Raw genomic sequence first — 20,210 nt, forward strand, 5'->3', positions numbered from 1 at the left:
TACGGCGAGTTCCACGTGTTGCGGGACATCAACCTCAAGGTTCAGCGCGGCGAGAAGCTGGTCATCTGCGGCCCGTCCGGTTCGGGCAAGTCGACGATGATCCGCTGCATCAACCGGCTCGAGGAGCACCAGAAGGGCCAGATCATCGTYGAYGGCACGGAGCTCACCAACGAYCTCAAGAAGATCGACGAGATCCGCCGCGAYGTCGGCATGGTGTTCCAGCACTTCAACCTGTTCCCGCATCTGACGATCCTCGAGAACCTGACGCTGGCGCCGATCTGGGTGCGCAAGATGCCCAAGAAGGACGCCGAGGAGATCGCAATGCACTATCTCAAGCGCGTCAAGATCCCGGAGCAGGCGGCGAAGTATCCGGGCCAGCTCTCGGGCGGCCAGCAGCAGCGCGTCGCGATCGCCCGCTCGCTGTGCATGAGCCCGAAGATCATGCTGTTCGATGAGCCGACCTCGGCGCTCGACCCCGAGATGGTCAAGGAAGTGCTCGACACCATGGTCTCGCTGGCGGAGGAGGGCATGACCATGCTCTGCGTCACCCACGAGATGGGCTTCGCCCGCCAGGTCGCCGACCGCGTCATCTTCATGGACGCCGGCCAGATCGTCGAGATGAACACCCCCAACGAGTTCTTCAAGAACCCGCAGCACGAGCGCACCAAGCTCTTCCTCTCCCAGATCCTGCACTGACAAAGAACAGCTCGGTGAGCGATGGAAGCGCGTCGGCTTTGCCGGCGCGCTTTTTCGTCTAACGAGCGAATCACAAGGAAGCGCAAAGCATCTTCAGGTGTAGGCGAAACCCTCTACGGAACGAGTCCTCGTCCGGTGCGTTGATGGCGCAAACGGAGGATACGTGATGAAACGTTTTGTCCCAGTCATAGCTCTTGCTCTTCTGGCGAGCGGCGGTGCCTATGCTCAGTCGATCAACATTGGTCCGGGCGGCGTGAGCGTCGACCCCCGTACGCCGCATGAGCGGGCGATCGATCGCGAGATGCGTCAGGAGCGCTACGAGCAAAGGCGCGAGCGCGAATGGCGACGCGCCAACTATTACCGCGGCGACGATTGCCGCACGGTCACGACCGAGCGGGAGACGCCGCGCGGCGTGGTGCGGCGCACGACCCGCGTCTGCGATTGACCAATCTGATTTGAAGGGGAGCGGGCGAGAAGCCCGTTGACGACCAAGGCCCGCGGCGGGAGACGCCGCGGGCCTTGGTTTATCCGGCCGTTAGCCTTGCCCGGTTGGAAGCTTACTTCGCGTCGCGCGCCTTCACGGCCTGATCCGAGAAGTCCGAGAACAGGCCGTCGATGCCGAGCGCAAAGAAGGCCTTGTACTCGGCCGCGGCGTCACCCTTGAAGTCCGAGGCCAGCCGCTTCGGCTCGCTGCGGAAGGTCCAGGTATGGACGAGAAGGCCGGCGGCATGGGCATCCTTGACCACGTTCGTCGGCGCGATCAGCGTGCGGTCGCGCTCGTCGATGGCGCCGTCGCCGTTGAGGTCCTGCGGCTTGCCGTCAGCGCCGATCGTCTGCTTGGCAGCCATGATGTAGGGCTTCCAGGGGCCGACGCCGTCGGCATAGGTCGCGATCTCCTTGAGCCCTTCGGCGGAGAGCATGTCCTGGAACGTCCGCTTGTCGCCGAGCACCGCGAAGTCATAGGGACGGTCGAACGGGGCCACGAGCGTAACCTTGCCGTCCTTGTCGACGTMGTCGCCGTCGACAAGCTGGATGAGGCGCAACTGCGTCTTCTTGCGCAGGTACTTCAGATTGCCGGTCTCGAAGCTCTGGATGAACACCGGCGAGGTCTTCTCGGTCCAGCCGGCAGCCTTGAGCATGTCGAGGAGCTTGTCCTCGAAGGCGAGGCCGAGCGCGGTGTGATAGGTCGGGTGCTTGGTTTCCGGGTAGATGCCGATGGTGCGGCCGGTGCGGGCGCTTTCCGACTTGGCAAGGTCGATCACCTCCTGGAAGGCCGGGATCTGGTACTTGCCGTTGTGCGACTGGTCGCGATCGGCGAAGGCCTGCTTGGCCCGCAGGGTCTTGATCTCCGCCAGGGTGAAATCATTGGCGAACCAGTCGGTGGTGTCGATGCCATCGACCTTGCGCGTCGTCTTGCGATTGGCGAATTCCGGCCGGTCGGCGACGTCGGTGGTGCCGCTCAGCATCGGCTCGTGCCGCACGACCAGGACGCCGTCCTTCGTCGACACCAGGTCGGGCTCGATGAAGTCCGCGCCCATCTCGATAGCGAGCTTGTAGCCCTCGATCGTGTGCTCGGGCATGTAGCCGCTGGCGCCGCGATGGGCGATGATCAGCGGCTTGCGGGCGGTCGAGGGGGACACCTGCTGGGCGAGGGCCGCCAGTGGCTGCATGGCCAGTGCGGCGAGAAGCGATGTCGAGAGAAGCAGCGTTTTTTTCATGGTTTGACCCCGGCTCGCGGAAATGCGCGCGAACTTAGGTCGGGCGATGTGACAGGCCCATGAAAAGAATACGTCGGATCGTGAGCAAAGGCTGACGCGCGATGCGATACCCCAAAAAAAGCCCGCGACCCCGGTCGAGGGCGCGGGCGATCCTGCGTGCGCTCGCTGTCAGCGGCGGTTTTCGAGCGTGGTTTTCGCGTCGAGGCGCTTGGAGGGCGGCGGCGTGAATTCCGGCTGCGGCTGGGTTGCGCAAGCGGCAAGGCCGAAGGCGACAAGGCTCAGAATGACGATGCGGCTGGCGCTTTTCATGTGCGAATATCCCGGTGGCCGCGACATGCGGTTGCATCGTGTTTCCGCTTGTGAAACGACCGCGTCAAGTGCATGCCGCATGGGCCACCATGCCTCGGCGTCATGTTCGAATTGGTCGAAGCACACCTCACTCACCGCCTTGCGGCGCCGGGCCCGAGCCGTCCGTGCCAGGATTGAAACACCATGACGCCAGCCGCCCGGATCAGCKCCGCCATCGAGGTGCTGCAGGACATCATCGAGCGCCGCCGCCCGGCAGCCGATGCGCTGAAGGATTGGGGGCTGTCCCGCCGCTTCGCCGGCTCGAAGGACCGCGCGGCCATCGCCTCGCTCGTCTATGATGCGCTGCGGCGCAAGGCGTCCGCCGGCTACGCCATGGCTTCCGAGGAGCCGCGCGCGCTGGTTCTCGGCATGCTCGCGGGGCTGCGAGGCCTGCCGCTGGACGAGATCGCCGCGCTGTTTTCGGGCGAGAACCACGCCCCTGCGCCGCTCACCGCCGATGAGACCGCGCTTCTGACCGCCTTTTCTGACGAGGGCGCGCCCGACTGGGTGCGGGCCGATGTGCCCGAATGGCTCTGGCCCTCATTCGAACGCGGCTTCGGCGAGGCGGCGATGGCGGAAGGGCAGGCACTGGCCGCCCGTGCGCCGATCGATCTGCGCGTCAACCGCCTGAAGGCCACCCGCGACGCCGTGCTCAAGGATCTCGCTCACCATCAGCCCGAGACCGGCGCCTGGTCGCCCGATGCGCTGCGTTTCCAGCCGGGTCATGACGGGCGCGGCCCTTCGCTGCAGACGGAGCCCGGCTTCTTTGCCGGCGCGTTCGAGGTTCAGGACGAAGGCTCGCAACTGGTGACATTGCTCGCCGGCGCCCGGCCGGGCCAGACCGTCATCGATCTCTGCGCCGGGGCAGGGGGCAAGACGCTGGCGCTCGCCGCGCTGATGGCGAACCGCGGGAGCCTCTATGCGACCGATCTCGACAGCCGGCGGCTCGCGCCGTTGCACGACCGCGTGGCGCGCTCGGGCGCTGGTATCGTCGAGGTGCGCATCCCACGCTCGCGCGGCCACGAGCCGCTGGCGGATGTTGCCGGCCACGCCGATCTGGTGCTCGTCGATGCGCCCTGCACCGGTTCCGGCACCTGGCGGCGCAATCCCGATGCGAAATGGCGCGTGCGCCCCGGCGCGCTCGCCGAGCGGATCAAAGACCAGGCCGAGGTGCTGGCCCGCGCCGCCAAGCTGGTGCGCCCCGGTGGGCGTATCGCCTACATCACCTGCTCCATGCTGCCGGACGAGAATGACGAGGCCATCCGCGCCTTCCTCGGCCGCCATCCCGGCTTTGCTCTGGTCGCACCGATCGACGTGCTCAAGGGCGCGGAAAGCGACTTCTCCCTGCTCGCCCGCTTCGCCACGGAATTCGGCCTGCAGCTCTCGCCGCTGCGCGCCGGCACGGACGGGTTCTATCTGGCTTGCCTCCAGCGGGGGGATTGAGACGCGGCCGTTGCGCACGCCCGCGCGATCCATTAACGGGACGCGATGACGAGCGCTCAGCCCCATCACGACTCCATCCTCATCATCGATTTCGGCTCGCAGGTGACGCAGCTGATCGCGCGGCGCATCCGCGAGATCGGCGTCTATTGCGAGATCGCCCCGTTCCAGTCTGCGGATGAGGCGTTCGGGCGGCTGAAGCCCAAGGGCGTGATCTTCTCGGGTGGCCCGGCCTCGGTGCCGGACGAGGGCAGCCCGCGCGCGCCCGAGGCGGTCTTCACGGCTGATATCCCGCTGATGGGTATCTGCTACGGCCAGCAGACCATGGCGCATCAGCTCGGCGGCAAGGTCGAGGGCGGGCACGCCGCCGAGTTCGGCCGTGCCGATGTCGAAATCCTTGCTCCTTCGGCGCTCTTCGCCGGTGTCTGGGAGAAGGGCTCCCGCTACCCGGTCTGGATGAGCCATGGCGACCGCGTCACTGAGCTGCCGCAGGGCTTCTCGGTCAAGGCGACCTCGGAGAACGCGCCCTTCGCGGTGGCGAGCGACGAGATCAGGCGCTTCTACACCACGATGTTCCACCCCGAGGTGGTCCACACCCCGGATGGCGGCAAGCTGCTGCGCAACTTCGTCGTTGAGATCTGCGGCTGCAAGCCGGACTGGAGCATGTCGGCCTATCGCGCCGAGATGCAGAAGAAGATCCGCGAGCAGGTCGGCACCGGCCGCGTCATCTGCGGCCTTTCCGGCGGCGTCGACTCGGCTGTTGCGGCCGTGCTGATCCACGAGGCGATCGGCGATCAGCTCACCTGCGTCTTCGTCGACCACGGCTTGATGCGGATGAACGAGGCCGAAGAGGTGGTTCGCCTGTTCCGGGATCACTACAACATCCCGCTGGTCCATGTTGAGGCCGAGGAGCTGTTCCTCTCCGAGCTTGCCAAGTGCGGTGCCGATCCCGAGGCCAAGCGCAAGACCATCGGCCGGCTCTTCATCGACGTCTTCGACGCAGAGGCGGCCAAGCTCGGCGGCGCCGATTTCCTGGCGCAGGGCACGCTCTATCCCGACGTGATCGAGAGCGTCTCCTTCTCCGGCGGCCCCTCGGTGACGATCAAGAGCCACCACAATGTCGGCGGTCTGCCCGAGCGCATGAAGATGAAGCTCGTCGAGCCGCTGCGCGAGCTGTTCAAGGACGAGGTCCGCGTGCTCGGCCGCGAGCTCGGCCTGCCCGAGGCCTTCGTCGGCCGGCATCCCTTCCCGGGGCCCGGCCTCGCCATCCGCTGCCCCGGCGAGATCACCAAGGAGAAGCTCGACATCCTGCGCAAGGCGGATGCGATCTATCTCGACGAGATCCGCAAGGCCGGTCTCTACGACGTGATCTGGCAGGCCTTCGCCGTGCTGTTGCCGGTGCGCACCGTCGGCGTGATGGGCGACTACCGCACCTACGATCATGTCTGCGCGCTGCGCGCCGTGACCTCGGTCGACGGCATGACCGCGGATTTCTATCCCTTCGACATGAACTTCCTTGGCCGCGCCGCGACCCGCATCATCAACGAGGTCAAGGGCATCAACCGCGTCGTCTACGACGTGACTTCGAAGCCGCCCGGCACGATCGAGTGGGAGTGAGCGCGGGCGCTCACGGCCGCGTCATCGGCCATGAGCGTATATCGCCCTGACGGCGCTGCCCGTCGCTCGCCCTGGATGGGGAAATGAGGGCAGGTGGTTTTCGCGGCAAGCGGCTTGCGCGCAGGCTCCATCTGACATTGCTCTACGACCGCTATCGCATGCTGGCGTTTCGCGTGCGGCCGTTGAGCTGGACGGTGAAGGATTTCGTGCTGATCCGCAGCGTTCCCCGCGAACCGTACGAAATCCTCGGCCGTTCGCCCTCGGCCAACCCGTGATCATGCATCATCGCAAGCCCGCCTTGCGACGACGGGAGGCGCGCCCCGTTGCTTTGGGCGCGCGCGGCTTTATCGTCCGGCGCCGAAGCTCTTCCGATTCAACCGGAGCACCCTATGGCCGATCTCTCCGCTTTCCCGATCAGCAAGCGCTGGCCCGCCAGCCATCCCGACCGCATCCAGCTCTATTCGCTGCCGACGCCGAACGGCGTGAAGGTGTCGATCGCGCTGGAGGAACTGGAACTGCCTTACGAGCCCCACCTCATCGACATCGGCAAGAACGAGACCTGGGGCCCGGAATTCCTCTCGCTCAACCCGAACGGCAAGATTCCCGCGATCATCGATCCGAACGGGCCGGATGGAAAGCCGCTGGGCCTGTGGGAGTCGGGCGCGATCCTGCTCTATCTCGCCGAGAAGACCGGCAAGCTGCTGCCGAAGGATCCGGCCGCGCGCTACGAGACCATCCAGTGGGTGTTCTTCCAGATGGCGGCGATCGGCCCGATGTTCGGCCAGCTCGGCTTCTTCCACAAGTTCGCCGGCCGCGAATACGAGGACAAGCGCCCGCGCGACCGCTACGCCAGCGAGAGCAAGCGCCTGCTCGCCGTGTTGGAGGAGCGGCTGGCGAGCCGCACCTGGATCATGGGTGACGAATTCACCATCGCCGACATCGCGATCCTCGGCTGGGTGCGCAATCTCGTCGGCTTCTACGGGGCAGGCGAACTCGTTGACTATTCCACGCTGACGCATGTGCCGATCTGGCTGGAGCGCTGCCTGTCGCGCCCCGCGGTGCAGCGCGGCCTCGACATCCCGAAGCGCCCCTGAATGCCGGCACTCCCTCAGGGCATGTCGCTGGGGGAGGGCACGGGCTGAACCGGTGCCAGTCTTTCCAGGGCGTGCACGGAGATGCCGCCCTGGGCAAGTCGTTCGCGGCCTCCCAGCCCGTCGAGTTCGAAGACGAAGAGCGCATGCGTGCAGTGTGCGCCAAGTCGGCGAAGCAGCTGCGCCGTCGCCAGCGCGATGCCGCCCGTGATCAGGCAGTCGTCGATGATGGCGACATGACGTCCGTCGAGCCGATGGCCCTTCGACAGGGCGACGCCATTGCCGAGCTCGTAATTGGCCGCGAGACTGCGGACGACGTCCGCGCGGATCGAACCGACCTTGCGGATATCGATGAAGCCGAGGCCGTTTCTGAATGCCAGCGCGCCCGCAAAGCCGAGGCCGCCGACGTCGATTCCGGCAAGAAGGTCGGTTTCCTCATCAAGATGGGCCGCCAGGGCTTCGCAGGCAGTTTGCATCCAGCGGCCGTCGCAGGTGAAGGTCGTGGCATCGGGAAAGTCGACGCCGACGACCGGGTGGTCCTTCCAGCGGCGATGGGGAAAAGCAGGTGGCGCCGGCGTTTTCTGCGCTGAGGCCGAGACGATATCCATGCTATCTCCTGCCTGCATCCGACGATGTCATCCGCCATGTCATGCCTGTTTGCAGTCTTGCTGACAAACCCGGATGACAGCTGGGTGGCGGATGCTGCGACATTCCACACAGTCCGGGCGAAGGCATGACGATCACCATCTACGGCATCAAGAACTGCGACACGATGAAGAAGGCGCGCAGCTGGCTCGACGGCCATGGCGCGACCTACGCGTTCCACGACTACAAGGCGAGTGGTATCGACAAGGCCTCGCTCGAGCGCTGGGTGAAGGAGCATGGCTGGGAGACGGTGCTCAACCGCGCCGGCACGACCTTCCGTGCGCTTCCCGACGCCGAGAAGCAGGGGCTCGATGCGGCCAAGGCCATCGCGCTGATGCTCGCCCAGCCCTCGATGATCAAGCGCCCGGTGCTCGATCTCGGCAGGGGCAGGACGGTCGTCGGCTTCAAGCCCGAAATCTACGAGGCGGCGCTGGCGAAGGGCTGAGCCTGGGCGACTGCCGTCATTCTCGGGCGGCGCCCGGCGCCGACCCGAGCATCTCCTGTCGAATGAGGCTCAAGAGCCCTCTAGTCCCGAGATGCTCGGGGCAAGCTCGAGCATGACGGCGGCGAACGCCCATCCAGCGCGCGCGCCTCTTCCCTAAAGGCGCGTGCTGCTCTACCTCGCAGCGCATGAACGCACAGCCCGAACTCGCGCAGCCCCAGACCGCCGCGACAACCGACTTCGCCTTCCATGTCGCCGCCCGCGACGGCGCCGCCCGCACCGGCGCGATCAGCATGCCGCGCGGTGTCATCCGCACGCCCGCCTTCATGCCGGTCGGCACCGCCGCAACCGTGAAGGGCATGTATCCCGAGCAGGTGAGGGCGCTCGGCGCCGATGTCGTGCTCGGCAACACCTATCACCTGATGCTCCGTCCCGGCGCCGAGCGCGTCGCCAGGCTCGGCGGGCTGCACAAGTTCATGAACTGGCCGCATCCGATCCTGACCGACTCCGGCGGCTTCCAGGTGATGTCGCTGTCGCAGCTCAGGAAGCTGACGGAGGAGGGGGTCACCTTCCAGTCGCATATCGACGGCTCGAAGCACGTCCTTACGCCCGAGCGCTCGGTCGAGATCCAGAATCTGCTCGGCTCCGACATCGTCATGCAGCTCGACGAATGCGTCGCGCTGCCCTGCGAGGACAAAGTGGCGGAGAAGGCGATGCGCCTGTCGCTGCGCTGGGCCGAGCGCTGCAAGGCGGCCTTCGGCAACCATCCCGGACGGGCGCTGTTCGGCATCGTGCAGGGCGGGGCGGTACCGCATCTGCGCATCGAGAGCGCGCGCGAGCTCGCCGCGATGGACCTCAAGGGCTACGCCGTCGGCGGTCTCGCGGTCGGCGAGCCGCAGGAAATCATGCTGGCGATGATCGAGACGGTCGAGCCGCATCTGCCGCAGGAAAAGCCACGCTACCTCATGGGCGTCGGCACGCCGGACGACATCGTCCAAGCGGTGGCGCGCGGCATCGACATGTTCGATTGCGTGATGCCGACCCGCGCCGGCCGCCACGGCCAGATCTTCACCCGCTTCGGCCGGATGAACCTCAAGAACGCCAAGCACGCCGAGGATCCGCGGCCGATCGACGAGCAATCCTCCTGCCCTGCGGCGAACAGCTGGTCGCGCGCTTATCTGCATCATCTCGTCAAGGCCGAGGAGATGCTCGGCAAGATGCTGCTGACCTGGGTCAACCTCGCCTATTACCAGGATCTGATGGCAGGCCTGCGCGCCGCCATTGCGGCCGGGCGCCTCGCCGATTTCATCGCCGAGACCAAGGAAGGCTGGGCCAGGGGCGAGACGGCTTGAGCGCAGGGCTGGCTCTTCTACCGATCAAGATGGCGATCGCTGCCTCGGTGGTGGTCGGCTGTTCCGTTCTGGCCGAGCGCACGGGGCCTCTGGTCGCGGCGATGATCGCGACGCTGCCGATCTCGCTCGGGCCGGTGCTTGTCTTCCTTGCGCTCGATCACGACGCCGCTTTCATTGCCGCCAGTGCGCTGGGCACGATGAACGCCAATCTCACCCATTCCGCCTTCATCCTGAGCTATGTGCTTTTGGCCCAGCGCCTGACGATGCTGCCCTCGCTCGTGGCCGCCGCGGCCGTCTGGGTTCTCGTGCTGGCCGGCGTGCGCAGCCTGGCACTGCCGGCGCTGCCGCTCACGGTCCTGACCATCCTTGCCTTCGGTGTCGTGCATATGCTCGTGCGGCCTTATCTCTCCGTGCGCACGGCCGCCCCCGCCGCACTTTCGCGCTATGCCATTCCGATCCGGGCAGGCTGCGTCGCGGTGCTGGCGGGAATCGTCACAACCGCGAGCGATCGGGTCGGGCCGCTCTGGTCGGGTGTCCTTGCCGGTCTGCCGATCGTCCTGTCGAGCCTGATTGTGATCCTGCATCCCCGCATCGGCGGGAAGGCCACCGCAGCGGTGATCGGCAGCGGGGCTCTCGGGCTGCTGGGCACGGGGCTTGGGCTTGCCGTCGTGCATTGGATGGCGGTGCCGTTCGGCTCGTGGACGGCGCTCGCCATGGGGCTCGCCTTATCGGTCGGCTGGAATCTGGCCCTGACCGGCCTTGCGCGCCGGCTTGCGCCATGAGGCGACGAACAGCCCGGCGATGATCAGCATGATGCCGGCGAGCTGCAGCGAGGAGGGGATCTCGCCCAGCACCGGGATCGCTAGCAATGTGCCGGTGACAGGGATCAGGGGCGGGAAGCGGCCGACGACCGCCGGCCCCAGGACATGCGCCGCCCAGCCCCAGATCCACAGGCCGATAATGACATTGGCCACGCCCTGGTAGAGCGCATGCAGCGACAGCAGCCACCATGGTGCGATGTCGAAGCCGCGGAAGAAGAACAGGGCGTAGATCGGCAGCCACACCAGCGACAGTACCGAGACGATAGCTGCGGCGCGCAGGCCATCGACCTTCCAGAGCTGGATCATCAGCGGATAGAAGCCCCAGAGCAGGCCGACGCCGAGGAACATCAGGTCTCCTCGCAGCGTGCCGGCGCTCGAGCCGCTCGAGCCGGCGATGGCGAGACAGGCCAGACCGGCGAGCACGCCGCAGATGCCGATCACGAGATTGCGTGTGAGCACCGCGCCGAACAGCACGATCGAGCCGACGATACCGATGAGCGTCACGGTGCCCGGTCCGATCGTGGCGCCATGCGCCGCCGGTGCGAGGGTCAATCCCATCAGCATCAGGAAGGTCATGGGGAAGCCGCTCGACAGTGTCAGCAGCAACCCGCGCCCCCAGCCGACGCCGCCGCAGCTGGCGAGGCCGGGCCGCAGGAAAAGCGGCAGCAGCAGGAGGCCGGCCGTGGCGAAGCGGAGTGCCAGCAGATCGTAAGGCGTGATGCCGTGCAGCACGGCATGGCGGCTGATGGCGAAGTTCGAGCCGAAGATCAGGACGCTGAGCAGCATCCCGGCTACAGCCAGCCTGCGCCGGCGGCGCTCCTTGTCGTGAGGCGCAGGAAGGCTGACGACGCGCTGATCCATGCGCCGGCATAGCGTGGATTGCTGCGGTGCCGTTACCGGCCGCTGTGCATGGCACCTGCGCCTGCGGCGACGGACCGCAATTGCGCCGCGTTTCGGCCCCGCTGGCGCCGTGACGCGCCGGTTTCCTTGCACTGCGATATCAAGATCGGCCAGCCACCGGAGTGATCGCCGATGCCCGGCAACCGCTATTCCCCCAGGCCTGCTGCCATGGCGAGCCGCCTCGGCCACCATCTCCTACTGTCATTGGGCATCGCCACAGCGACAGCGGTGGTCGCGACGCTTCCCGGCCTGCTGTCCGGCGCCGTGCCGCGCCATAGGGCCGCGCATGCGCGGGTCGAGCAGGCGGCGCTGCCGAAACTCGCGCTGCTCCGGGACGGCAAGATCGCCGATCGGCTCGATGGGTCTGACCTTGCTGCGAACGAGGGTCTCGCGGCCAATCAGCAGGTTACGCCGGCCGCCCTGGCGATGCCGATGTCGGTGAGCTGGCCGGAGGGCGACGAATGGGCCCCACCGCAATTCGCGGAGCTCGGCAAGCCGCGGCTGGAAACGCCGGGCAAGGCGAGACATTCGCCCCCGGCGCGGCGAACCGCTTCACCGCCAGAGCGCAACGTCGTCGTCGCAACCCCGCTCGTGATCCTGCCTCCGGCCGCGGCGACGGCAATCGAAATGGCACAGGGGGGCGAGGAGTCCCGCGACGATTCCTGGAGCCGCTTCGTCGTGGCGCCGGCGACCAAAGTCTCCGACGCAGTATCGGGCGCCGCCGGCAGCGTGCAGGCGGCCGGTGTCTGGGGGCTCTCCCAGGCAACGAGCCTGCTGCCGCGCTGGTGAGCGCGGCAGCCGAGGCCTCGATCAGGCCAGTGCCTTCAGCGCTGCGCGGCCGGCATAGATCGCCTGCGCGCCCAGCTCCTCCTCGATGCGCAGTAGCTGGTTGTACTTCGCCGTCCGGTCGGAGCGGGCGAGCGAGCCGGTCTTGATCTGCCCGCAATTGGTCGCGACCGCGAGGTCGGCAATCGTCGAATCCTCGGTCTCGCCCGAGCGATGCGACATCACGGCGGTGTAGCCGGCGCGCTGCGCCATCTCGACGGCGGCCAGCGTCTCGGTCAGCGAGCCGATCTGGTTCACCTTGACCAGGATCGAGTTGGCCGTCTTGCCCTTGATGCCCTGTGACAGGCGCTCGACATTGGTGACGAACAGATCGTCGCCGACGAGCTGGCACTTGGCGCCGACGAGGTCGGTCAGCGCCTTCCAGCCCTCCCAGTCATCCTCCGACATGCCGTCCTCGATCGAGACGATCGGGTAGTTGCCGACGAGCTTGGCGAGGTACTTGGCCTGCGCCTTGGGGTCGCGCGTCTTGCGCTCGCCCTCATAGACATAGGCGCCGTCCTTGAAGAACTCGGTCGCGGCGCAGTCGAGGGCCAGCGCGATGTCCTCGCCGGGCCGATAGCCGGCGCTCTCGATCGCCTGCATCACGAAATCGAGTGCGGCTTCCGCCGACTTGATGTTGGGGGCGAAGCCGCCCTCGTCGCCGACATTGGTGTTGTGGCCGGCGTCGTGCAGCTTCTTCTTCAGCGTGTGGAAGATCTCCGAGCCCATGCGCAGGCCTTCGGCGAAGGACTCCGCGCCGACCGGCATGATCATGAATTCCTGGAAGTCGATCGGGTTGTCGGCATGGGCGCCGCCATTGACGATGTTCATCATCGGCACGGGCAGGACGCGGGCCGAGGTGCCGCCGACATAGCGGTAGAGCGGCAGGCCCGAGGCTTCCGCCGCAGCCTTGGCGACGGCAAGCGAGACGCCGAGGATGGCGTTGGCGCCGAGCTTCGCCTTGTTGGGCGTGCCGTCGAGCTCGATCATCGTCTGGTCGATGGCGGTCTGGTCTTCGGCGTCCATCGCGACGATCGCCTCCGCGATAGCGATGTTCACCGACTCCACGGCCTTGAGCACGCCCTTGCCGAGATAGCGGCTTTTGTCGCCGTCGCGCAGCTCGACCGCCTCATGCGCGCCGGTCGAGGCGCCGGAAGGGACGGCGGCGCGGCCCATCGAGCCGTCTTCGAGCACGACATCGACCTCGACCGTCGGGTTGCCGCGGGAATCGAGGATCTGGCGTCCGATGATGTCGATGATCGCGGTCATGGCAGGCTCCGGAGAGGACGAGGAAGGGTGAGGCGCTTCTAGCCAACAGCCTGCCGTCGCGAAAGCCCCGATCCGCATCCGGGCGCTTCGAGCCATCGATGTTCGGTCGTGGGTGGCAAAGCCGCGCGGACCGACCTCGCTGCTGGCTCGCAGGTTGCGGGAGAGCCGGACGAACGCCGTCCAGCTTTCCTTCGAGAAACGAACATGTTCCAGAATCTTACGGGCCGCCACCGACCCTCCTTGCTTGCTGTCCTGTTCTGGTGCGGTCTGACGATCCTGTGGTGGGCCGGGCTGTGCGCCTTCGCCGGGCGGCCGATCTGGTTCTGGTAGGACAGCCGGGAGATCTAACTCTCGTCGTTCGACATGCCGAGATAGGTGCCGAGCATGAAGCCGCTCTGCAGCGCAAAGAGATAGCCGATCCAGACGAGGATACTGAACAGGCCGAGCTCCCCCCGAACCAGCCAGAGGGGGAAGGCAACAAAGGTCATGATCGCGCTGGCGAGCACGATCGCCGGATATCCGTGCGAGAGACCGATCAAGAACCCGACCAGAAACAATATGCCTGCAATTATCATAGAATTGTATTGATCGGTGCCGAATAGTTACTTTGGGGCTATAGTCTGGCTTCCGTCGAACCAAGGAAGCGTGTGGAAACTCGATAAATATTGATCGAGTTGAAGCAGGCATGAGCTTTGGGCGTCGATGCGCGCTCGTAGCGTCCGACGATGGCGAGCGCGTGGCATTCGCGGCTTTCCCCCTTCGCGGAAGATGAGCTACAGGCTCCGGCAAACTTGAGGAGCATCTTCCATGGCCATCGACGCCTCGACCTTGCAGCTCGGCCAGAGCGGCCCGTTGCCCACCTCGCCCGAGGAAGCGCGACTCGACCGCGTGCCCAACCCCCATGCCGGCACGCGCTATCTCGCGCGCTTCACCTGCCCGGAATTCACCTCGATCTGCCCGGTGACGGGACAGCCTGATTTCGGCATCCTCGTCATCGACTATCTGCCGGGCCAGTGGCTGGTGGAGTCGAAGTCTCTGAAGCTCTATCTCGGCGCGTTCCGCAATCACGGCGCCTTCCACGAGGATTGCACCGTCTCGATCGGCAAGACGCTGGTCGATCTGCTCGAGCCGGAATGGTTCCGCATCGGGGGCTACTGGTATCCGCGCGGGGGCATTCCGATCGACGTGTTCTGGCAGACCGGCGAGCCGCCGAAGGGCCTCTGGCTGCCGGATCAGGGCGTCGCGCCCTATCGCGGACGCTGAGGCACCGGGCGCGAGAGCGAGGCTCGGACGGCTGCGGCGGGGATAGCGCAGCTTGCTCGGCGAAGGGCCTGCGACTCCAAATGATCACGGGCCGGCCCGAGATCAGCATTTGATGTGTCGAAGTCGACAACGGCCGACTTCGATGCAGGAGAAGGGGCTCCGCGCGATCAGCGGCGAAATTCCGTTCGGGCGGCGGGCTCTGTTCAGCTCCGCGAGCCGAGCGGCGGCAGCAGGCGCGGCGTGAGGAGCCCGAGCACACCGATCCCGATGCCGAAGACGATCAGTGCATGCTGAGTCCCGAGCAGATTCAGCAATGCACCCATGACCAGCGGCCCGGTCGCGTGCCCCATGAAGAAGAAACAGGCGAACAGCGCCATCGCCGAGCCGCGCGCCGTCGGCGCGAGCTCCGTCGCCTGCGCCTGGAACGTGCCGTGGAGCAGGAAGAAGCCGAAGCCGGTCAGCAGGAATACGCCGATGGCCGTCCACCACGGCGCGGGCACGGTGAAGGCGAAATAGGCCAGCGCCACCGCGAGGCCGCCATAGCGCATCATCTGCCGTGGCCCGACCCGTTCGACCAGGATGCGCGTCAGCACGCCGTAGACGAGCCCGCCGAGACCCATTGCGCCGATGGCAAGGCCGGCCTGTGAAGAGCTGGTGCCCGACCGCTCGTGCAGGATGGCGGCGATGAAAGGCGACAATCCGAAGACGAGCGATCCTTCCAGCAGGACGAGCAGATAAAGCAGCTTGCTGCGCGGATTGGCGAAGACCGCCTTGTAGCTCGTGATCGCGCCCGCGAGGCTGAGCGGCGCACGCGCGGCGTCCGGCCGCGGTTTCAGCACGACCCGCACCAGGAGCGCGCCGCCGCCGGCGAGCACGCCTGCAATGACGAGCACGGCACGCCAGCCGATATAGTCGGCAACGAGCCCGGAGAAGGTGGCGCCGGCCATCTGCCCGATGATCATGATCACCAGGAAGCGGCCGAGCATGATCTGCCGCTCCGCCATCGGCGCACGGTCGCCTATGGCGGCCATCGCAGCAGGAATGACGCCGCCCGCCATCGCGCCGCCCGCCGCACGCAGTACGAGGAGGGCGCCGAAGCTGGTGGCGAAGGCCGCGAGTATCGAGAGCACGCAGAGCGCGGCGAGGCAGGTCGAGATGCTGCGCAGCTTGCCGACCGAGTCGGCGATGGGACCAAGGAAGGGCTGGCCCAGGGCGTAGCAGCTGGAGAAGGCGGTCGCTACGAAGGCGATCTGGTGGACGCTCTGGCCGAACTCGCCCGCGAGGGTCGGGACCAGCGGGTCGATCAGCCGCATGGTGAAGGTGGAGGCGAAGCCGCAGAGCCCCAGGATCGGGATCAGGGCGCCCAGATCGGATTTGGACGCCTGCGCGGGTTTAGACATAGGCGACGGCTGGCGCCTGGCGGTTCTTGGCCAGTCGGTCGAAGCCCTGCAGTTCGGCGATCAGATCCTGGAATTCGGAGAGGGGCACCATGTTCGGGCCGTCGGACGGTGCGCGATCGGGATCGGGATGGGTCTCGATGAAGAGTCCGGCGACCCCGACGGCGACGGCTGCCCGCGACAGCACCGGCACAAACTCGCGCTGGCCGCCCGTGGAGGCGCCCTTGCCGCCCGGCTGCTGCACGGAATGGGTGGCGTCGAAGATCACCGGCGCGCCGATCTCGGCCATGGTCGGCAGGGCGCGCATATCCGAAACCAGCGTGTTGTAGCCGAAGGAGACACCGCGTTCGGTCAGCATGACGTTCGGGTTGCCGCTCTCGGTCACCTTCGCGGCGACGTTGACCATATCCCAGGGCGCCAGGAACTGACCTTTCTTGACGTTGACGACCCGGCCGGTCTGGGCCGCCGCGACGAGCAGATCGGTCTGGCGGCAGAGGAAGGCGGGAATCTGCAGCACGTCGACGACCTCGGCGACAGGAGCGCATTGGCCCGCGTCGTGCACATCGGTCAGGACCGGCATTCCGGTGCGCTCGCGGATCTCGGCGAAGACGGGCAGGGCGGTTTTCAGGCCCATGCCGCGGGTGCCTCTGACGCTGGTCCGGTTCGCCTTGTCGAAGGAGGCCTTGAACACCAGTCCGATGTTGAGAGCGACCGCGATTTCCTTCAGCGCCAGCGCGCATTCGAGCGCATGGTCGCGGCTTTCCATCTGGCAGGGGCCGGCGATCAGCGCGAGCGGCAAGGCATTGCCGAAACGCACGGGCCTGGCGAGTTCCTCGCCGATGGTGACGACGGCGTTGGGTGTCATGGTGGTGTCCTTGTCCAGCGGGCCCGCGAGAGGCTTAGAGGCTGCCAGGGATCATGGACAGGGTTTGGGCCGGTCAAGCAGGTCGAATGCCAGGAGCGTCGCGCAGCCGATATCATTGCTATCGGCAAGCCACGCGACGCTGCAGTCGCCCTGTTCCACCTCACCGCGCACCGGCGTGTCGCTTTTGTCCGATCGCGGCGTCGCCCGTCGCGGGTAAGCTGGAAGGCTTGCCCGCGCCAGGCTCCTGGCCCTCGGGCAAAAATCGCCGACGCCCAAATCCTGTCCATGATCCCTGGCAGCCTCTATGTCTGGCCGGGCCGGGCCGGGTCAAGCCGCGGCAGGCGGTTGGCAGCCATGTCGCGAAGAGTTGCGTGTAGCTGGCGGGAACGGACTGGCGAAGCAGGAGAGAGGTCTGTAAATTCGTAGGCGAAGCACTATCTCGGGTGGGAAACGCAGGATCGATTTGGATTGGAATGCGATAGGCATGGCGGGGCGCAAGTGATGCAGGCAGGTCAGGGCACAGCAATGCGAGCCGAACCGACCTCGCGCCTGCCGGGGGGCGCGGGCGCGGAGGCCATGGCTGATCGCCCGCGGCGTGCCGGCCCACCGGCCGACGGCAGCAAGGAAGGCACCGGCACTGCGGTGTTGACCCGCACGCGGACGCGTAAGCCCAATCTCTATCGTGTCCTGCTGCTGAACGACGACTACACTCCGATGGAGTTCGTCGTTCACGTTCTGGAGCGGTTCTTCAACAAGGACCGCGCCGAAGCCACGCGGATCATGATGCATGTGCATCAGAACGGCGTCGGCGAATGCGGTGTCTTCACCTACGAAGTCGCCGAGACCAAGGTTACGCTCGTCATGGATCTGGCGCGCAAGCATATGCACCCGCTGCAATGCGTGATGGAGAAGAAGTAGCCTTGGGTCAGACCTCACCTTCCGGAAACAGATAGGAGCGCTCCCTTGCCGAGTTTCTCGCGCAGTCTCGAACAGGCGCTTCACCGGGCTCTGGCTCTCGCCAATGAGCGCCGTCACGAATACGCCACCCTCGAACATCTCCTGCTCGCCCTGGTCGACGATCAGGACGCGGCCGCCGTGATGCGCGCCTGCAGCGTCGACCTCGACCTGCTCAGGCGCAATCTCGTCGACTACATCGACGCCGAGCTGACGAATCTCGTCACTGACGGGCGCGACGATTCCAAGCCGACCGCCGGCTTCCAGCGCGTGATCCAGCGCGCCGTCATTCATGTCCAGTCTTCCGGCCGCGAGGAAGTGACCGGCGCCAATGTGCTCGTCGCCATGTTCGCCGAGCGCGAGAGCCACGCCGCCTATTTCCTGCAGGAGCAGGACATGACCCGCTACGACGCGGTCAATTACATCAGCCACGGCATCGCCAAGCGCCCCGGCGCGACCGAGAGCCGCCCGGTGCGCGGCTCCGAGGAGGAGAGCGAGCCCCAGCGCGAGCAGCGTTCCGAGCAGGGCAACACCGAGGACAAGGACAAGAAGAAAAAGGAAAGCGCGCTAGAGGCTTATTGCGTCAACCTGAATCGGAAAGCGAAGGACGGGCGGATCGATCCGCTGATCGGACGCGAGGCCGAGGTGCAGCGCACGATCCAGATCCTCTGCCGCCGCCAGAAGAACAATCCGCTCCTGGTCGGCGACCCCGGCGTCGGCAAGACGGCGATTGCCGAGGGCCTGGCCCTGAAGATCACCCGCGGGGAAGTCCCCGAGGTGCTCAAGGACGCGACCGTCTTCTCGCTCGACATGGGCACGCTGCTCGCCGGCACACGCTATCGCGGCGACTTCGAGGAGCGCCTCAAGCAGGTGATGAAGGAGATCGAGCAGCACCCCAAGGCGATCATGTTCATCGACGAGATCCACACGGTGATCGGCGCCGGTGCGACCTCGGGCGGTGCGATGGACGCCTCGAACCTGCTCAAGCCGGCACTGGCCTCCGGCACGCTGCGCTGCATCGGCTCGACCACCTACAAGGAATACCGCCAGTATTTCGAGAAGGACCGGGCGCTGGTGCGCCGCTTCCAGAAGATCGACGTCAACGAGCCGTCGATCCCGGACACGATCGAGATCCTCAAGGGCCTCAAGCCCTATTTCGAGGAGTTCCACAAGCTGCGCTACACAAGCGACGCCATCAAGGCCGCGGTGGAGCTCTCGGCGCGCTACATCCATGACCGCAAGCTGCCGGACAAGGCGATCGACGTCATCGACGAGACCGGGGCCTCGCAGATGCTGCTGCCCGAAGGCAAGCGCAAGAAGGTCATCGGCGTGAAGGAGGTCGAGGTCGCGGTTTCGACCATGGCGCGCATCCCGGCCAAGACCGTCTCGAAGGACGATGCCGAGGTGCTGCGCAATCTCGAGCAGACGCTGAAGCGCTCGGTCTATGGGCAGGAGAAGGCGATCGAGGCGCTGTCCTCTGCGATCAAGCTCGCCCGCGCCGGCTTGCGCGATGGCGAGAAGCCGATCGGCTGCTACCTCTTCGCCGGCCCGACCGGCGTCGGCAAGACCGAGGTGGCGCGCCAGCTCGCTTCCTCGCTGGGTGTCGAGCTGATCCGCTTCGACATGTCGGAATACATGGAACGCCACACCGTCTCGCGGCTGATCGGCGCGCCTCCCGGCTATGTCGGCTTCGATCAGGGCGGCCTGCTGACCGATCAGATCGACCAGCATCCGCACAGCGTGCTGCTGCTCGACGAGATCGAGAAGGCCCATCCCGACCTGTTCAACATCCTCCTGCAGGTGATGGACCACGGCAAGCTGACCGACAACAACGGCAAGCAGGTCGATTTCAGGAACGTCATCCTGATCATGACCACCAATGCCGGAGCCGCCGACATGGCCCGCAACGCCTACGGCTTCACGCGCCAGAAGCGCGAGGGTGACGACACCGAGGCGATCAACAAGCTGTTCGCGCCGGAGTTCCGCAACCGTCTCGACGCCACCATCTCCTTCAGCCATCTGCCGAAGAGCGTGGTCGCCCGCGTGGTCGACAAGTTCGTGCTCCAGCTCGAGGCCCAGCTCGCCGACCGCAACGTCACCATCGAGCTCTCGGACGAGGCGCGCGAATGGCTGGTCGAGAACGGCTATGACGAGGCGATGGGCGCCCGGCCGATGGCCCGGCTCATCCAGCAGACGATCAAGACGCCGCTTGCCGATGAAGTTCTGTTCGGCCGGCTCAAGAACGGTGGCGCCGTCAGGGTCGTGGTGGTCCAGTCCGAGACCGGCATCAAGGTGCTCGGGCTCGAATTCCCCGACGGCCCGGCCAAGCCCAAGCCGGAGAAGGACGTCGCGACCGCGACGGCCAAGCGAGCGACAAAGCCGCGCGCCAAGGCTGTCGGCGGCGACAAGACCACGAAGATGCCGCCCCGCAAGGCTCCCAAGGGGGGCTCTGGCCCGGATGACGACACCGGCAATCCGCCGAAGACATCCGGACGCACAGTCCGTACTGTTCCGAAAGTACCGCTGACGAAGGCCTGAGAACGTGTTGTTCCGACGCAAGAAAGCAG

The 20,210-nt window shown here is 66.3% G+C and carries 22 protein-coding genes; 14 read left to right on the forward strand and 8 right to left on the reverse strand.

Annotated features, from left to right (window positions below; genetic code table 11):
* Together AC1DIN_RS25045 and AC1DIN_RS25050 are read left to right on the forward strand one after the other, a co-directional pair.
* Positions 1-696: amino acid ABC transporter ATP-binding protein (locus tag AC1DIN_RS25045; RefSeq protein ID WP_476811717.1), on the forward strand; the 696-nt coding region annotated here is incomplete at its 5' end.
* Positions 697-862: 166 nt separating this feature from the next.
* The gene (locus tag AC1DIN_RS25050) at positions 863-1,141 is read left to right on the forward strand and encodes a PepSY domain-containing protein (protein ID WP_441470404.1); all 279 of its coding nucleotides are present in this window, start codon (positions 863-865) and stop codon (positions 1,139-1,141) included.
* A gap of 112 nt (positions 1,142-1,253) precedes the next feature.
* Here AC1DIN_RS25050 and AC1DIN_RS25055 read toward each other — a convergent pair whose 3' ends face one another.
* Both AC1DIN_RS25055 and AC1DIN_RS25060 read right to left on the reverse strand, forming a co-directional pair.
* Complete coding sequence (locus tag AC1DIN_RS25055) at positions 1,254-2,414, reverse strand: glycerophosphodiester phosphodiesterase (RefSeq protein ID WP_476811718.1); 1,161 nt, start codon at positions 2,412-2,414, stop codon at positions 1,254-1,256.
* Between the two features lie 168 nt (positions 2,415-2,582).
* Positions 2,583-2,723, reverse strand: a complete 141-nt coding sequence (locus tag AC1DIN_RS25060; RefSeq protein WP_441470402.1) for a hypothetical protein — start codon at positions 2,721-2,723, stop codon at positions 2,583-2,585.
* A 183-nt stretch (positions 2,724-2,906) separates the two neighbouring features.
* Here AC1DIN_RS25060 and AC1DIN_RS25065 point away from each other — a divergent pair, with 183 nt between their 5' ends.
* The 4 genes from AC1DIN_RS25065 (at position 2,907) to AC1DIN_RS25080 (ending at position 6,913) form a co-directional block, all read left to right on the forward strand.
* On the forward strand, positions 2,907-4,205 hold the full coding sequence (locus tag AC1DIN_RS25065; protein ID WP_476811719.1) for an RsmB/NOP family class I SAM-dependent RNA methyltransferase: 1,299 nt from the start codon (positions 2,907-2,909) through the stop codon (positions 4,203-4,205).
* Positions 4,206-4,250: 45 nt separating this feature from the next.
* Positions 4,251-5,819, forward strand: coding sequence for a glutamine-hydrolyzing GMP synthase (guaA, locus tag AC1DIN_RS25070; RefSeq protein WP_441470400.1), 1,569 nt, complete (start codon positions 4,251-4,253; stop codon positions 5,817-5,819).
* An 83-nt stretch (positions 5,820-5,902) separates the two neighbouring features.
* Positions 5,903-6,094: a hypothetical protein gene (locus AC1DIN_RS25075; RefSeq protein WP_476811720.1), complete on the forward strand. Its 192-nt coding sequence runs from the start codon at positions 5,903-5,905 to the stop codon at positions 6,092-6,094.
* A 114-nt stretch (positions 6,095-6,208) separates the two neighbouring features.
* Positions 6,209-6,913, forward strand: coding sequence for a glutathione S-transferase N-terminal domain-containing protein (locus AC1DIN_RS25080; protein WP_441470398.1), 705 nt, complete (start codon positions 6,209-6,211; stop codon positions 6,911-6,913).
* 14 nt (positions 6,914-6,927) lie between these two features.
* Here the strand turns inward: AC1DIN_RS25080 and AC1DIN_RS25085 are convergent, their stop codons facing one another.
* Positions 6,928-7,518 carry a phosphoribosyltransferase family protein gene (locus AC1DIN_RS25085; RefSeq protein WP_441470397.1) on the reverse strand — a complete coding sequence of 197 codons (591 nt, stop codon included), beginning with the start codon at positions 7,516-7,518 and terminating at the stop codon, positions 6,928-6,930.
* Between the two features lie 125 nt (positions 7,519-7,643).
* On the opposite strand from AC1DIN_RS25085, the gene AC1DIN_RS25090 reads away from it, so the two are divergent.
* From AC1DIN_RS25090 to AC1DIN_RS25100, 3 genes are all read left to right on the forward strand, one after another.
* Positions 7,644-8,000: an ArsC family reductase gene (locus tag AC1DIN_RS25090; protein ID WP_476811721.1), complete on the forward strand. Its 357-nt coding sequence runs from the start codon at positions 7,644-7,646 to the stop codon at positions 7,998-8,000.
* Between the two features lie 185 nt (positions 8,001-8,185).
* The gene (tgt, locus tag AC1DIN_RS25095) at positions 8,186-9,349 is read left to right on the forward strand and encodes a tRNA guanosine(34) transglycosylase Tgt (protein WP_476811722.1); all 1,164 of its coding nucleotides are present in this window, start codon (positions 8,186-8,188) and stop codon (positions 9,347-9,349) included.
* A complete protein-coding gene (locus AC1DIN_RS25100) occupies positions 9,346-10,131 on the forward strand; it encodes a hypothetical protein (protein ID WP_476811723.1) in 786 nt (261 codons plus the stop codon). Before tgt ends, AC1DIN_RS25100 begins: the two co-directional genes overlap by 4 nt.
* Here the strand turns inward: AC1DIN_RS25100 and AC1DIN_RS25105 are convergent.
* Complete coding sequence (locus AC1DIN_RS25105) at positions 10,075-11,031, reverse strand: DMT family transporter (protein WP_476811724.1); 957 nt, start codon at positions 11,029-11,031, stop codon at positions 10,075-10,077. The genes AC1DIN_RS25100 and AC1DIN_RS25105 overlap by 57 nt on opposite strands.
* Positions 11,032-11,202: 171 nt before the next feature.
* Between AC1DIN_RS25105 and AC1DIN_RS25110 the strand changes: the two genes are divergently transcribed.
* Positions 11,203-11,859, forward strand: a complete 657-nt coding sequence (locus tag AC1DIN_RS25110; RefSeq protein ID WP_441470392.1) for a hypothetical protein — start codon at positions 11,203-11,205, stop codon at positions 11,857-11,859.
* 21 nt (positions 11,860-11,880) lie between these two features.
* Here AC1DIN_RS25110 and eno read toward each other — a convergent pair whose 3' ends face one another.
* Positions 11,881-13,164 carry a phosphopyruvate hydratase gene (gene eno / locus AC1DIN_RS25115; RefSeq protein WP_441470391.1) on the reverse strand — a complete coding sequence of 428 codons (1,284 nt, stop codon included), beginning with the start codon at positions 13,162-13,164 and terminating at the stop codon, positions 11,881-11,883.
* Between the two features lie 204 nt (positions 13,165-13,368).
* On the opposite strand from eno, the gene AC1DIN_RS25120 reads away from it, so the two are divergent.
* Positions 13,369-13,494, forward strand: coding sequence for a hypothetical protein (locus AC1DIN_RS25120; protein ID WP_441470390.1), 126 nt, complete (start codon positions 13,369-13,371; stop codon positions 13,492-13,494).
* Between the two features lie 14 nt (positions 13,495-13,508).
* Here the strand turns inward: AC1DIN_RS25120 and AC1DIN_RS25125 are convergent, their stop codons facing one another.
* On the reverse strand, positions 13,509-13,703 hold the full coding sequence (locus tag AC1DIN_RS25125) for a hypothetical protein (RefSeq protein WP_441470389.1): 195 nt from the start codon (positions 13,701-13,703) through the stop codon (positions 13,509-13,511).
* A 268-nt stretch (positions 13,704-13,971) separates the two neighbouring features.
* Here AC1DIN_RS25125 and queF point away from each other — a divergent pair, with 268 nt between their 5' ends.
* Positions 13,972-14,427 carry a preQ(1) synthase gene (queF, locus tag AC1DIN_RS25130; protein ID WP_441470388.1) on the forward strand — a complete coding sequence of 152 codons (456 nt, stop codon included), beginning with the start codon at positions 13,972-13,974 and terminating at the stop codon, positions 14,425-14,427.
* Between the two features lie 203 nt (positions 14,428-14,630).
* Here the strand turns inward: queF and AC1DIN_RS25135 are convergent, their stop codons facing one another.
* Entirely contained in the window at positions 14,631-15,827 is a 1,197-nt protein-coding gene (locus AC1DIN_RS25135) for an MFS transporter (protein WP_441470387.1), read from the reverse strand.
* Complete coding sequence (kdsA, locus tag AC1DIN_RS25140; protein WP_476811725.1) at positions 15,820-16,689, reverse strand: 3-deoxy-8-phosphooctulonate synthase; 870 nt, start codon at positions 16,687-16,689, stop codon at positions 15,820-15,822. Before kdsA ends, AC1DIN_RS25135 begins: the two co-directional genes overlap by 8 nt.
* A 576-nt stretch (positions 16,690-17,265) precedes the next feature.
* Here kdsA and clpS point away from each other — a divergent pair.
* Together clpS and clpA are read left to right on the forward strand one after the other, a co-directional pair.
* A complete protein-coding gene (gene clpS / locus AC1DIN_RS25145) occupies positions 17,266-17,607 on the forward strand; it encodes an ATP-dependent Clp protease adapter ClpS (protein ID WP_441470385.1) in 342 nt (113 codons plus the stop codon).
* Positions 17,608-17,652: 45 nt separating this feature from the next.
* Positions 17,653-20,181, forward strand: coding sequence for an ATP-dependent Clp protease ATP-binding subunit ClpA (gene clpA, locus AC1DIN_RS25150; RefSeq protein ID WP_476767222.1), 2,529 nt, complete (start codon positions 17,653-17,655; stop codon positions 20,179-20,181).
* Positions 20,182-20,210 lie beyond the last annotated feature (29 nt).

Source organism: Allobosea sp. 05T438 (genome assembly GCF_056396025.1).